The 12,801-nt window shown below is 71.0% G+C and carries 13 protein-coding genes and 1 pseudogene; 12 read left to right on the top strand and 2 right to left on the bottom strand.

The window, feature by feature from the left end; all coding sequences use genetic code 11:
- The first annotated feature begins 382 nt into the window (after positions 1–382).
- The 7 genes from IPH07_24835 (at position 383) to IPH07_24865 (ending at position 6,278) form a co-directional block, all read left to right on the top strand.
- On the top strand, positions 383–910 hold the full coding sequence (locus IPH07_24835) for a hypothetical protein (GenBank protein ID MBK6920651.1): 528 nt from the start codon (positions 383–385) through the stop codon (positions 908–910).
- A gap of 54 nt (positions 911–964) precedes the next feature.
- Positions 965–1,597 carry a hypothetical protein gene (locus tag IPH07_24840; protein ID MBK6920652.1) on the top strand — a complete coding sequence of 211 codons (633 nt, stop codon included), beginning with the start codon at positions 965–967 and terminating at the stop codon, positions 1,595–1,597.
- Complete coding sequence (locus IPH07_24845) at positions 1,594–2,775, top strand: PD-(D/E)XK nuclease family protein (protein MBK6920653.1); 1,182 nt, start codon at positions 1,594–1,596, stop codon at positions 2,773–2,775. The genes IPH07_24840 and IPH07_24845 overlap by 4 nt, the downstream gene beginning before the upstream one ends.
- The gene (locus IPH07_24850) at positions 2,775–3,908 is read left to right on the top strand and encodes a DUF4406 domain-containing protein (GenBank protein ID MBK6920654.1); all 1,134 of its coding nucleotides are present in this window, start codon (positions 2,775–2,777) and stop codon (positions 3,906–3,908) included. Before IPH07_24845 ends, IPH07_24850 begins: the two co-directional genes overlap by 1 nt.
- Positions 3,905–4,243 (top strand): hypothetical protein, encoded by a 339-nt coding sequence (locus tag IPH07_24855; protein ID MBK6920655.1) that lies wholly within the window; start codon positions 3,905–3,907, stop codon positions 4,241–4,243. Before IPH07_24850 ends, IPH07_24855 begins: the two co-directional genes overlap by 4 nt.
- Entirely contained in the window at positions 4,240–5,031 is a 792-nt protein-coding gene (locus IPH07_24860; GenBank protein ID MBK6920656.1) for a hypothetical protein, read from the top strand. The genes IPH07_24855 and IPH07_24860 overlap by 4 nt, the downstream gene beginning before the upstream one ends.
- Positions 5,032–5,480: 449 nt before the next feature.
- Positions 5,481–6,278 carry a hypothetical protein gene (locus IPH07_24865; GenBank protein MBK6920657.1) on the top strand — a complete coding sequence of 266 codons (798 nt, stop codon included), beginning with the start codon at positions 5,481–5,483 and terminating at the stop codon, positions 6,276–6,278.
- A gap of 185 nt (positions 6,279–6,463) precedes the next feature.
- On the opposite strand, the gene IPH07_24870 is transcribed toward IPH07_24865, so the two are convergent.
- Positions 6,464–6,712, bottom strand: a complete 249-nt coding sequence (locus tag IPH07_24870) for a hypothetical protein (protein MBK6920658.1) — start codon at positions 6,710–6,712, stop codon at positions 6,464–6,466.
- 261 nt (positions 6,713–6,973) lie between these two features.
- Positions 6,974–7,591, bottom strand: coding sequence for a tyrosine-type recombinase/integrase (locus IPH07_24875; protein MBK6920659.1), 618 nt, complete (start codon positions 7,589–7,591; stop codon positions 6,974–6,976).
- Positions 7,592–7,692: 101 nt separating this feature from the next.
- Here IPH07_24875 and IPH07_24880 point away from each other — a divergent pair.
- The 5 genes and pseudogenes from IPH07_24880 (at position 7,693) to IPH07_24900 (ending at position 12,778) form a co-directional block, all read left to right on the top strand.
- Positions 7,693–9,015: pseudogene (locus tag IPH07_24880) on the top strand (hypothetical protein).
- Positions 9,016–9,366: 351 nt separating this feature from the next.
- Positions 9,367–11,178, top strand: coding sequence for a phage portal protein (locus IPH07_24885; protein ID MBK6920660.1), 1,812 nt, complete (start codon positions 9,367–9,369; stop codon positions 11,176–11,178).
- On the top strand, positions 11,168–11,422 hold the full coding sequence (locus tag IPH07_24890; GenBank protein MBK6920661.1) for a hypothetical protein: 255 nt from the start codon (positions 11,168–11,170) through the stop codon (positions 11,420–11,422). Before IPH07_24885 ends, IPH07_24890 begins: the two co-directional genes overlap by 11 nt.
- A 5-nt stretch (positions 11,423–11,427) precedes the next feature.
- A complete protein-coding gene (locus tag IPH07_24895) occupies positions 11,428–11,718 on the top strand; it encodes a hypothetical protein (protein ID MBK6920662.1) in 291 nt (96 codons plus the stop codon).
- Entirely contained in the window at positions 11,693–12,778 is a 1,086-nt protein-coding gene (locus tag IPH07_24900) for a head morphogenesis protein (GenBank protein MBK6920663.1), read from the top strand. The genes IPH07_24895 and IPH07_24900 overlap by 26 nt, the downstream gene beginning before the upstream one ends.
- The last annotated feature ends 23 nt before the right edge of the window (positions 12,779–12,801 follow it).

Here is a 12,801-nt window from a genome sequence, read left to right on the forward strand (position 1 = left end):
ACAGCACTCGAACATGCCGGACGCGCTGCCGGCTGCGGGTCTGGCCAGGACACCTGCTCTGTCCAGCCTCTTCCCTTCTCTTCTTCAATAGTTAGATATCTCTTCTCTCTCTGGACAGCTTTCTTCGAGTAGGTCTACTCAAGAGCACTTCGCGATTTCTTTGAGGGCGCCTTCGAGCCTTCGAGGCACCGAAAGAAATCTCGCGATGCGCGTGTGGTGCTACCCGCTGGACGGCGTCCGCTGTCCAAAACGCACGCAACCTGCCGTCGTAACTGGGGAAACATGCTGGCGGACAGGGCTCGTGGTCAGCCGAGCCGCTGCCATCCCGTCCGGCATTCCGCGCTGTGTCCCAGGTCGTCGTTCGGGGCCGCGTTTGCCCCCCATGAACGACACCACCACCACCGACGATGCCCCCGTCCCGTTCCCCACGAAGGAGGAGCGCGACGCGCTCATCCTCGAGTTCCAGCGCCTCGCTGCGCGGCTCACGCGCGCGGGGCTGCTCTCGCGCGCGTCCTCGTCACGCCTGATGCGCTCGATGAGCCAGGAGCGCAGGAGTGCCGAGGACAAGCGGCACGCCTTCCCTGAGCTGGTGCTGGCCATCCTCTTGGCGATCGAGGACGGCACGCTGAAGGACGGAGCCGACTTCGCCCACGGCGACAACGGCTTCGTGGCGCTGCACCTCGAGTCGATCGCCAAGACGCTGCACCAGGCGAAGCGCCCGACGTGCCCCGCGCGCACGATGCGGAGCCTCTTCCACTTCGGCTGGGTGCACTTCCGAGAGGTCGTCCACGCCCGGTCGGAGCGCATGCGGTTCGGGCCCGAGGAGGACCGGCGCCGCACCGTCATCGTCCACGTCCCCTCTGCGCACAAGTTCGTCGGGAGTCATCCCGCGCCTGTCCCATCTCGCTGAGCGAGCCCGCGTTTCCCACCCACCGGCGCCCCGAACGCGCCGGCCAGGAACGCGATGGCACTCAAGGACCTCATCAGATCGGCACCGCCGCCGCCCACGCCGGCCGACGAGCGCCCGCCCGGCATCACCTGCGAGAAGTACACGCGGGGTGAGGGCAAGCGCTGCCTCCACTTCCAGCAGGGCGGCACGTGCGCGCTGCCGGACGAGTTCGTCTGCACGGAGTGGCAGAAGCACAACGGACCGAACAAGCGCGCTCTCCCCGTCGTCGCCGCCGAGCCGGTCGTCGTCGAGCCGCCGAAGCCTCCCTCGATCGCACGCGACCTGTTCGGCAACCCCGTCGCGCTCCCGGAGGAGCCGCCGAAGCCGAAGCCCGCCGCGTCGGCGATGACCGCTGCGTCCGCGAGGCCCGCGTCCGAGCCGACCATCGATGTCGACCAGCTCCGCGGCTTCACGACGGAGGACATCGAGAGCTTCAAGGCGCTCGGCGTCGAGGTGCAGCTGCACTCGGACACCTACGGCGAGCTGTGGCTGGTGCCCGCCTACACCGGCAAGCCCCGCAAGGAGATCACGCCCGAGCACGCCGCGACGGTGATGCGCGTGCTCTCGGTGTTCCCCGGCTCGCACGTCGTCGCGTTCGAGAAGACCCCCAACCATGAGCGCCCGGAGCGCCCGGAGAAGCGCTCATGACCACGGAACCGTTCCGCAACGCCCATCTCTCGTACTCGCGACTCAGTCGCTTCGAGCAGTGCCCGCTCAGCTACCGGCTGCACTACATCGAGAAGCGCCAGGCCGAGCCCGGCCTCCCGCTCCGCTTCGGCAAGCTGGTGCACGCCGTCCTCGAGCGGCTCATCAAGGAGGTGCTCGACGACGAGCGCACCGGCCCGCTCTCCGAGGAGCGCGCGCTCGAGGTCTACCGCGAGGCCTGGACCGCCGAGGGGCTCACCGGCGTCGACGTCTTCGAGGAGGGCCTGAAGATCCTCCGCGACTTCGTTCGCGAGCAGGGCGTCGTCGACCACCGCGACGTCCTCGCCATCGAGAAGGAGTTCCGGCTCCCGGTCGGGCCCTTCACGGTGCTCGGCTTCATCGATCGCGTCGACTGGGTCGACGACGAGACCGTCGAGGTCATCGACTACAAGACCAACCGCCAGCTCTTCATGCGCGACGAGGTCGACACCTCGCTGCAGCTGAGCCTCTACCACGTCGCCGCGCAGCGCCTCTGGCCGTGGGCGAAGAAGGTGAAGCTCACGTTCTGGATGCTGCGGCACGGCATCCGCCAGCAGACGACGCGCACCGCGGAGCAGCTCGCCGACGCGCTCGCCTACGTCGAGACGCTCGGGCGGCAGACCGAGACCGCGAAGGAGTACCCGGCTCGCCTCAACGCCAACTGCTCCTACTGCGACCACCGCCAGCACTGCCCGGCCTACGCCGACGCGCTCGCCGGCAAGCGCGAGTTCCTCTGCGAGGACCTCGCCGATCTCGAGGCCGTCGCTCGCGAGCGCGAGGAGGTCGCCCGGCTCGCGAAGGCGCTCTACGCGCGCAAGGAGGAGCTGGAGGACATCCTCAAGGCGCACCTCAAGGAGCAGGACCAGCTCGTCCTCGGCGGCGTCCGCTACCGGATGTACGCGACGACGAGCCTCGACTACCCGATCGAGCCGACGCTCACGCTGCTCGGCGACGCGACCGGGCTCACGCGCGACGAGCTGCTCGCGAAGCTCGGGGCCATCGACAAGAAGGCCCTCGACGCGCTCCTCAAGAGCCTCGGCAAGAAGCTCGACAAGCCGCGCGTCTCGCTGCTGAAGGCCGAGCTCGAAGCGCACGCCGACAAGACGCACTCGCCGCGCTTCTGGGCGAAGGAGGTGGCGTGATGCTGCCCGCGCTCAACCTCCCGGAGCGCGACGCTCCCGCGCTCGTTCTTCGCCGCGACGTCCTGCGCTCGGACGTGCCCGTGCCGCTCAAGGCGCTGGCCTTCGTCGACCTCGAGACCACGGGCCTCGATCCCTCCCGACACGACATCGTCGAGGTCGCGGTGCTGCGCGTGGATGCGCGCACCCTCGAGGTGCTCGCCGAGTACCACACGCTCGTCACCCCCGAGCGGCTCGACGACGCGCAGCCCGAGGCGCTCGCCATCTGCGGGTTCTCGAAGGCGGCGTGGACGAACGCGGCGCCCTTGCGGGAGGCGCTGCTCGCCGCCGCACCGCTGCTCGAAGGGGCGCTCGTCGCCGGCCACAACGTCGGCTTCGACTGGGCCTTCCTCGAGGCCGGCTACCGCCGAGCGGGGCTCGCGCTGCCACGCGTCGACTACCACCGCCTCGACACCGCGAGCCTCGCGTGGCCGCTCGTCGCCGGCGGCGAGCTGTCGTCGCTCTCCCTCGACTCGCTCGCGACCTACTTCGGGCTCGACCGCCCGAGACCGCATCGCGCGCTCGCCGATGCGAGGTGCGCGCTCGAGGTCGCACGCAGGCTCTCCGAGCGCATGCGACTCGGCGGTCGCCTCGCGGGCCTCGTCGGCGACGAGCGAGAGCTGTTCGATGCGCTGCTCTCGCGCCTCGAGCAGGGACGCAGGCAGTACGGCCCGTGGCGCGTCGACGACGGGCGCGACTACCCGAGCGAGGCCTACGCCGAGCTGCTCGACGGGCTGCACTACCTCGCCGCCGAGCTGGTGAGGCGCCGTCGCCTCGAACGCAGCCGGCTCCGGCGCGTCTACGTCTGCCACCCGTTCGCCGACGATCCGGCCGGCAACGTCGAGCGCGTCCGCGGCCTCAGCCGCCAGCTCGTCGCGCTCGGGGTGATGCCCGTCGCGCCGCACCTCTACCTGCCGCAGCTCCTCGACGAGGCGACGGAGCGAGAGCAGGCGCTGCGCTTCTGCCTCGAGCTGGTCGACACCTGCGACGAGGTTCGCGTGTTCGGCGGTCGCGTCACGGCCGGCATGAAGCGCGAGGTCGAGTACGCGAAGCGTCGCGGCATCCCGGTTCGCTTCGAGACGGAGGTGCTCGCATGAGCGGCGCACACTCCCGCAGGAAGGGCGCGGCGTTCGAGCGCGAGCTGGTGCACCGCTTCCGCGAGGTGATGCCCGACGCCGGCATCCGTCGCGGGCTCCAGTGCCGCTCGGGCGAGGAGGCCTCGGACGTCGAGGTCCCGTGCTTCTGGGTCGAGGCGAAGCACCACCACCGCACCAACGTGCGCGCGGCGATGAGGCAGGCGCTCGACGCCTGCCCGCCCGGGCGCTGGCCCATCGCCGTCTGCAAGGACGACCACGCGACGCCGCTCGTCACGATGCAGCTCGAGGACTTCCTCGAGCTCGTCCGCGAGTGGTGGGAACGGCGGGACCGATGAGCAGCGCCCTCCGCACCGTCATCGAGCGGCTGCGGCGAGACGCTCTCGCTGCGCCGCGCCGGGTCTTCGACGAGAGCCGGGCCCGACACGCTGCTCTCGCCGGCCATGCCGACGTCGCGTCCGTGCTGGCCGCGCTCGCCGACGATCGCGAGCACACCTACCCCGAGCGGGACGCGCTCACGCGGGCGCTGCTCTCCGAGCACCGGGCGAGCGGCGAGGCGCTCTGGGCCTCGGTGCTCCTCGTCGCGTACTACCCGATGCTGAGCAGGCTACGGCACCGGCTCGTCAGCGACGCCGTGCCCCGCGACGAGCTCGACCAGGTAGTGATCACCGCGTTCCTCGCCGCGCTCGGCGAGCTGCCCGTCGACGAGCACGCCGACCGGATCGCGATGCGGCTGCGGCAGCGGACCGAGCGCCAGGTGTTCGCGTTCCTCCGCAAGGAGCGCGAGCAGCAGCATCCGAGCGCCGACCCCGACGAGCTGGCGATGTTCGGCACCGAGTCCATCAACGCTCGGCGCCTCGAGACCACCGACGAGGAGCTGTTCGACCTCGCGCTCCTGCTCGAGCGGGCCGCGGAGGAAGGCATCCCGCAGAGCAGCCTCGAGGTGGTCGCGGCCACCGTGCTGCGACGAGAGCTGCTCCGCAGCTACGTCGACCGCGTCGCGCCCGACGACGACCTCGAGCGCGAGCGGATGTACCAGCGGCTGAAGCGGCAGCGGACCCGCGTGCTGCGGCGCCTCCGGACGATGCTCGGCCAGTCCCCGCTGCTGCTCGCCAGCGGCTTCTGAGGAACGAGATGGCGAAGCGCGAACCGGAGCAGCGAAAGGGAGGACGCCCGCGTCGCGAGGACGGGCCGAAGATGCCGTACCACGAGGTCGATCGCCTCCTGGTCGAGGGCGAGCTCGTCGCCGGTGCCGATGGCGCGGAGACGCGCGTCTGGCCCTCGCAGCGCGAGGTGGCCAAGAGGTTCAAGGTGGCGCCGAGCCTCGTCGCGGCGTTCGCGAAGCAGAGCCGCTGCGTCGAGCGGAAGGCCGCGTTCCAGGCGGGCACACCGATCGAGCCCATCACGCTCAAGGACCACGAGGCGGCACCCTCCGCAACGACGTCCGAGCCGACTGCCGCGGCGCCCGTCGCGAGCACGTCCACGCCGGAGCAGCCCGAGCCGAAGCGGAGACCGGGACGCCCGCGCAAGGCCGAGGCGCCGCTCATCTCCTACGAGGAGCTGGATCGGCTGCTCGTGTTCGGCGAGGTGAAGGTGCTGGAGAACGGCGCGACGACGACGGTGTACCCGCCGTACCGCCAGCTCGCCGAGCGCTACGGCGTCGCCCCGAGCGTGATCGCCAGCTACGCGAAGAGCCACAACTGCATGAAGCGCCGCGAGCAGACGGCGACGCGCGTCGCGGTCCGCACCGAGGAGAAGCTCATCGAGCTGCGCGCCGAGGCGATCGCGGTCGGCGAGGACCGGCTCGTCCAGATGATCGACGAGTTCCTCCTCAGCTTCGAGAAGGCGCTGAAGGAAGGCCGCGTCCGCTCCGACAACCCGACCGACGTGAACACGCTCGCGAGGCTCAAGGCGTTCATCCTCGGCGGCGCCGACTCGCGCTCCGAGGTGCGCACCATCCTGTCGCTCGAGAGCATCCAGGAGCGCTACGCGCGGATGCTCCGGGACCAGCGCGAAGCGACGCCCGAGATGGCCGGCGTCATCGACGTGACCAGCGTGCCCGCGAACGAAACTGAGCGGGCGAATCCGAACGCGTTTCCGAGCGCGTCGGGGCGCTCAGTTTCGCCCGATGCCCCCCCGCCGCCCCCCAGCGAGGACGCCGCCCGGGAACCGAACGTGTCCCGCGAGGTGCGCGAGGTGGTTCGCCTCGCCCGCGAGCTGGCCGAGCAGATGGACGCGGCCGAGGCCGACGACGAGGCGCTGCTCGAGGTCCGGCTCCTGCGCGCGGTCGAGCGCGTCGAGCCGCGCCTGCTCCCGCGTCAGGGCGCCGACGTTGGCCCACGGCGCGCGGACGCCGAGGAGGACGGACGATGAGCGCTCCCGATGCGGCGGCGCGCGTGCGGGCCAAAGGGCGCGCCCCACGCGGCGACGAGAGAGCCTCGAACAGTCGCGCCCACCAGGCTCACCTCGCGCCCGAAGAACACGCCTCCGATACGGCCCCCTCGGAATCTCGCGGACTTGGCGCGATCGAGGAGGCCGAGTGCTCGAGCACAGCGAGCTCACAGTCTCGCGGCCGCGCGCACGGCGACGAGGCCGCCGCGATCGAGCAGGCCGCGGCCGGCGCCGACAGGCTCGTCGACGGCGCCGAGCGAACCGCCGCTAAGAGAGAAAAGCGGCGGTTCGTCGCGGAGCCCCTGCGTGAAGTCGCGGGCTTGCGGGGCATGTTCGGCGGCTCGGGCGCCGTCCCCAATGGCCGCTTTCCCTGGCTCGTCGGCCTCGTGCTCGTCCTCGCGCCGGCGCCCGCCCACGCCCCCGGGCCGCGGGAGGCCGGCACCTGCCTACAACCTGCCGCAGGTAGGGGGGGAGGGTCCGTTTTTCGCACAGCCGCGCACGCCCGGCGCAGTGCCTGGGGCCGTTTTCGAGTGGGTCAATTCCAGGAAACTGAGCAGCCCTGGATTTGCGAATCGAACGCGCGCGACCGAACTGAGCACGGAGGCTCGTTCGGTTACGTCGTGCGAGTGCCCGCGAAACTGAGCACGGGCCCGCGAGCGGGCGCCTCGGGGACTCCGTCAGCAGATGAGCCCCTGGACCGAGCGGAGCAGCTCCTCGTCCGAGGGGTGCGTGTAGATGCTGGTCGTCAGCACCGACTTGTGGCGGGCGAAGCGCTGCGTGAGCCGGAGGTCGCGGCTGCCGCGGTAGAGGTTCGTGCAGGCCGTGTGACGGAGCGCGTGGAAGTTGAAGTGGCGCTCGAAGCCGGCGCGCTTCTGCCAGACGCCGAAGGCGTGGCGCAGCTGCCGAGCGGAGAGCCGGCGCCCGAGGCGGCTCGCGAACACGGGCGTCGTGGCGGCGAGGGCCTCCCCGGCGCGCTTGCGCCCGGCGAGGAGCTTGTCGAGCTTGGCGCGGACGACGTCGGGCAGCAGCACCTCCTGTGGCGCGGGCTCCTCGCTCGACCGCTTGAAGATCCGAAGCGCCAGCCGACGCTTGGCGTGCCCGCTGTCGTCGAAGACGTCGCCGACGTCGAGCGCGAGGATCTCGTGCTCGCGAAGTCCGGCCCCGAGGGCGAGGCTGTAGATGACGTGGTCACGGAACCCGTCGAGGCGCTGCCCCGTGAACTTGAGCAGCAGGCGTTGCTCGCTCTCGGTGAGCGTGCGCGCGGGGCGCGAGATCGTGTCGGCGTAGGCGGTCATGGCGGCTCTCCCTTCGGTGCTTCGGCGCGGTGGACGAGCCCATACAGGCTTCCGTCGGCGACGAAGGCAAGGTCACGCGCGACCTGCGCGCGGAGGGCGGCATGACGCTCGGGATCGTGAAGCGCACCGAGGAGGAGTTCGCCGACTGGATCGGCACCGAGTGGGGCTTCGCCGAGGGCCTGCTCTCGTACGACGACGAGCCCATCGCGCTCGAGCAGTACCAGCTGAACTTCCTGCAGAACCGCTCCCGGTTCCGCTGGGTCACGAAGAGCCGCCAGGTCGGCTTCTCGTTCCTCTTCGCGCTCGAAGCGCTCGCTCGCTGCCACCTGCGCGAGAAGCACACGGCGGTCTTCGTCAGCTACAACCTCGACGACGCCAAGGAGAAGATCCTCGTCGCGCGCCAGGTCCACGAGGAGCTGCCGCTCGCGTACCAGAAGCGGCTCATCGTCGACTCGAAGACGGAGCTGGCGTTCGAGTCGAACGGCACGAACAAGCGGCTCTCACGCATCCTCTCGCACCCGTCGAAGGCGCCTCGCGGCAAGAAGGGCGACGTCTACCTCGACGAGCTCGCCCACTACGTGAACGACCGCGAGGTCTACCGCGGCTCGACGGCGCTCATCCTGCGCTCGAACGGGCAGCTCACCGGCTGCAGCACTCCGCTCGGCCGGCGCGGCATCTTCTGGGAGATCGCGAACGAGGAGCTGCGCAAGTACCCGCACCACCTCCGGCAGCTGGTGCCGTGGTGGCTCTGCCGCTTCTTCTGCGTCAACGTGCGGGCTGCCGCGAACGACGCGCCGAACCTGCCCACCGAGGAGCGCGTCGCGAAGTTCGGCCGGCCCACGCTCATCGAGCAGTTCGACTCGCTGCCACTCGAGGACTTCCAGCAGGAGTTCGAGGGGCGCTTCGTCGACGAGACGTACAGCTTCTACCCCTACGAGCTGATCCTCCCGTGCACCAGCGACGACCTCGTCCTCTGCGACGAGCCGACCAGCGTGCGCGCACCGGAAGGACGCATCGTCGCTGGCTTCGACGTGGGCCGCACGCGCGACCGCTCGGAGCTGGCGGTCTTCGAGGAGATCGAGGGGCGCTTCACGTGCCGGATGCTCAAGAGCTTCGAGGGGACGCCGTTCGCGGAGCAGGAGGCCGAGCTGCGACGCCTCCTCGGCACGCTGCCCGTCGCCCGGCTCTCGATCGACCGCAGTGGCATCGGCATGAACCTCGCCGAGAACCTCGCGCGCGAGTTCCCCCAGGTCATCGGCGAGAACTTCACCAACGAGGCGAAGGAGCGCTGGGCGACCGACTTCAAGATCCTGCTCCAGCGGCGCGATGTGACGATGCCGCGCGACCGCGACCTCGTCGCGCAGATCCACGCCATCAAGCGCCGCGTGCTGCCCTCGGGGAAGGTCAGCTTCGACGCCTACCGGATAGGCACTTGTCCCCGCCGCCGAGGCCGCGGCGCTTTGCTTCCCCCGGAGGCGAGGCGCGCGGTCCAGCTGCTCGGTGCCCAGGTGGACTGCCTCCTCGCAGGCTGGCCAAGCGCCTCGCCTCCGCTGTTCTGCGGAGTCCACCATGCGGCGCACCCTCAAGATCTTCGTCATCCCAGCAGGCAAGCCCCCGGGCACGCCGCCCGAGCCCGGCCCCGAGGTCGAGCTCGAGGCGCGCACCGAGGACGGGCTGCTCGCCGCCGCGCATGACCACCTCGCGAAGCGTGGCCAGCGGGCGCGCGCCGTGTCGTTCACGCCGACTGGGCTCGTCGCCTACGCGGAGGCGGGCCGGTGACGAGCCCCGACGCGATCCACGAGGCCGATCGCAACCTCCAGACCATCCTAAAGGCCGTGGTGGTCGGCGCCCGGGTGCAGGACCCGGCGAGCCGTCCAGGCGGCGAAGAGGTGTCGACCGCCTTCGTCGCGGCCGGCGCGCTGCAGCCGCCCTACGACCCCGAGGCGCTCTGCCTCCTCGTCGAGCACTCGAACTCGCTCCGTCAGAACGTCGACTCGTACGCGACCAACATCGACGGCTTCGGCTACCGCTTCGAGCCGGCCATCGACTTCGACGCCGAGGACGCGCGGCAGAAGGTGTCCGACGCGCTGATGCTCGAACGCATCGCCGCGCGCGACGCCGGCACGCTGCCCGAGGGGACGCCGCTCACGCCGCCGGCAGAGGAGGTGGCCGCGCGCTTCACAGAGCTGCGCCAGGCCGCCCGGGTCGAGCGGGCGCGGCTCGACTCGTTCTTCGACTTCTGCTGCTTCGACCACTCCTTCGTCGATCTCCGGCGTCGCACGCGCCAGGACCTCGAGGTGACGGGCAACGCGTTCTGGGAGGTGCTGCGCGACGGCAAGGGCGACCTCGCGCGCTTCGTCTACGTGCCGTCGTACACGGTGCGGCTCCTGCCGCTCGATCGAGAGGCCGTCGAGGTCCGCGAGCGCGTCCGCGTCTCCACGATCAGCTTCGACACGGTCAGCGCCCGGCGCCGGCTCCGTCGCTACGTGCAGATCCAGGGCGCCGAGCGGGTGTACTTCAAGTCCTTCGGTGACCCGCGCGTCGTCTCCCGCTCCACGGGCCGCGTCTTCCCGGACATCGCCGCGCTCAAGGCGGCGCAGGCCGACGACGGGCCCGCGACCGAGCTGCTCCACTTCGCGATCCACTCGCCGCGCTCGCCCTATGGAGTGCCGCGCTGGGTGGGCACGCTCCTGTCGGTGCTGGGCTCGCGCCAGATGGAGGAGGTCAACTACCTCTACTTCGAGAACAAGAGCGTGCCGCCGCTCGCGCTGCTTGTCTCCGGCGGCCGGCTCTCGGACGCCTCGGTGCCACGCATCGAGCGGTTCATCGACGAGAACCTCAAGGGCAAGGCGAACTTCCACAAGATCCTGATCCTCGAGGCGGACGGCGGCGGCACCGGCGATGGGGGCCGCGCGAAGATCGAACTGCGCCCGCTGACGGACGCCCAGCAGCACGACGCGCTCTTTCAGCTCTACGACGAGCGGAACATCGACAAGGTCGGCAGCTCGTTCCGCCTCCCGCGCCTCTTGCGCGGCGAGAGCAAGGACTTCAACCGCGCGACGGCCGAGAGCGCGCTGCGCTTCGCCGAGGACCAGGTCTTTCAGCCCGAGCGCGACGAGTTCGACTTCCTGATGAACCGCAAGGTGCTCGCCGACATGGGCCTGCGCTTCTGGCGGTTCCGCTCGCAGACCCCGGTCACGCGCGACCCCGAGCGCATGACGGAGATGGTCGAGCGGCTCGTGCGCGTTGGTGTGCTCACGCCCGAGGAAGGGCGCCTGCTCGCCGGCGACATCTTCAACCGGGAGTTCCGCAAGATCGGCGACGACTGGACCAAGCGGCCGATCACGCTGACGCTCGCCGGCATCCAGACGGGCGTCGAGGACCTCAAGCCGAAGGCCTCGGGGCCCGACGCGCTGCTCCCGAGCGCGAAGCAGCTGCTCGCGCTCCGCGAAGACCTCCGCGCAGAGGAGGAGCGCCTCGCCCACGGTCGCCTCGACCTTGCGCGGCGGTACCTCGACGTCGAGCACGTGAAGGTTCCCCGCGAGGAGTTCGACGCCTGGTTCGGCGAGGCGCGCGATGCGACCTGAGCTGCAGCGGGCGTGGGTGCAGCAAGCGCAGCTCGACGCCGAGCGCGGCGTCATCGAGTGCCGCATGTGCCGGAGGCACGCCGCTCTCGACGAGACGACCACGCTCTGGCGGAACGGCCTCCTCGTCTTCGCGCTCTGCGACCGCTGCGCGTCGAGCCACGAGGTCGTGTTCTCGCCGAGCGAGGCCGGGGTCGAGGTGCGCGCTCGCCGACGAGGCCCGCTGGTGGTCGGAGGCGGGCTGTGAGGATCGTGCCCTCCACCAAGCGCCCATGCCGGCTCGAGCGCGGCGAGGTGCGGCGCGTGCCGCAGGACCGCGGCGGTCTGCTTGTCGGCTACCACGTGTGTTGTCCCCGCTGCGGCTTCGTCACCCCGGCGCTCAACGGTGACGCGGGGCTCGACATCGACGAGGAGCCGGACCCGGGCGACCTCACGTTCTCGCGGGCGGTGCGCTGCACCTTCTGCCGGGTGCTCCTGCACCTGAGCCACGGCGAGCTGCGGCTCGAGGAGGACGCCGATGTGCGGAACGTCCGCTACCGCTGACCGCCTCCTGGTCGTGCATGAGGCCCGGATCGCCGCCGACGAGCTGCTCGGCGACTACCTGCGGCTGCCGCTCGGGAAGGCGATCAACCTCGGAACACCGGGCGGGTTCGATCGCGCCGTCGCGCTCCTCGCCGCCCGCCTGCGGCGGGCCACCGGGCGCGCCGATGTGGACGCGGTTCGCGACGCGATGGCTGTCCTCGACATCGACTGGCCGCGCACGACCGCAGCCGAGAGGCGCCGGCTGGTCTCCGAGGCGATGGCAGCCGCGGGCCGGGCGACGGCCATCATCCCCGCGCGCATCCAGGTGCCGCTCGGCGACGCGGCCGAGTCGGTGGTGGCGGCGACTCGAACGCAGGCCCGGCGACAGCAAGGGCTCGCCATCGCCGCCGACTTCAACGCCCTCGACCGGCGCGTCGTGACCCACGTCGTCAGCTCTCAGGGGAACTTCGTGCGCGACGAGTACGGTCGCCGCGTCGAGGGACTCGGCGAGGAGGCTCGCAGGATCGTCGCGGCCGGGCTCGAGCAGGGTCTCGGACGGGACGACATCGCGGCCGACCTCGAGCGCGCGGCTCGGGCGGCGCTCGTCGAGCGGGCGCCGTTCTACTGGGAGGTGGTCGCGAGCTCGTTCATGGGCCAGGGGCGCTCGTTCGCCCAGATGAGCAGCTACGCCGAGGCCGGCATCCAGCGCTACGTCATCGAGGCGGTGCTGGACGAGCGCACGACGCACATCTGCCGCTACCTGCACGGCAAGAGCTTCGCCGTGGCCGACGCCCTCCAGCGCTTCGAGCGGGTCGAGCGGCTGGAGCAGCCTGAGGACATCAAGCGTGAGCTGCCGTGGGTGCGCGAGAGCCTCGACCCCGAGACCGGACGGACGCGGCTCTACGTCGACGGCGGCGCCGGCCGGACCCCGCTCGCCGAGGTGACCCGGTCGGCCTTCGGCACCCGCGATGATCGGGGCGACTTCCGGGCCCTGGCCTCCGATGGCGCCCTTCGCGAGGTCGGCATCGGCTTCCCGCCGTACCACGGCCTCTGTCGCACCACGACGCTCGCGGTCGTGTGAGCACGTGTCCCCGCTTCCTCCGG

The sequence above is a fragment of the Deltaproteobacteria bacterium genome (assembly GCA_016709225.1).
Taxonomy (GTDB): Bacteria; Myxococcota_A; Polyangia; order Nannocystales; family Nannocystaceae; genus Xiheibacterium; species Xiheibacterium phototrophicum.

Bases quoted from the DNA above. Each gene is read 5' to 3' on its own strand.
- IPH07_24900 (MBK6920663.1), top strand. From the start codon at position 11,693: ATGTGCGGAACGTCCGCTACCGCTGACCGCCTCCTGGTCGTGCATGAG.
- IPH07_24875 (MBK6920659.1), bottom strand. From the start codon at position 7,591: ATGACCGCCTACGCCGACACGATCTCGCGCCCCGCGCGCACGCTCACC.
- IPH07_24850 (MBK6920654.1), top strand. From the start codon at position 2,775: ATGCTGCCCGCGCTCAACCTCCCGGAGCGCGACGCTCCCGCGCTCGTT.
- IPH07_24845 (MBK6920653.1), top strand. From the start codon at position 1,594: ATGACCACGGAACCGTTCCGCAACGCCCATCTCTCGTACTCGCGACTC.
- IPH07_24855 (MBK6920655.1), top strand. From the start codon at position 3,905: ATGAGCGGCGCACACTCCCGCAGGAAGGGCGCGGCGTTCGAGCGCGAG.
- IPH07_24860 (MBK6920656.1), top strand. From the start codon at position 4,240: ATGAGCAGCGCCCTCCGCACCGTCATCGAGCGGCTGCGGCGAGACGCT.
- IPH07_24840 (MBK6920652.1), top strand. From the start codon at position 965: ATGGCACTCAAGGACCTCATCAGATCGGCACCGCCGCCGCCCACGCCG.
- IPH07_24835 (MBK6920651.1), top strand. From the start codon at position 383: ATGAACGACACCACCACCACCGACGATGCCCCCGTCCCGTTCCCCACG.
- IPH07_24890 (MBK6920661.1), top strand. From the start codon at position 11,168: ATGCGACCTGAGCTGCAGCGGGCGTGGGTGCAGCAAGCGCAGCTCGAC.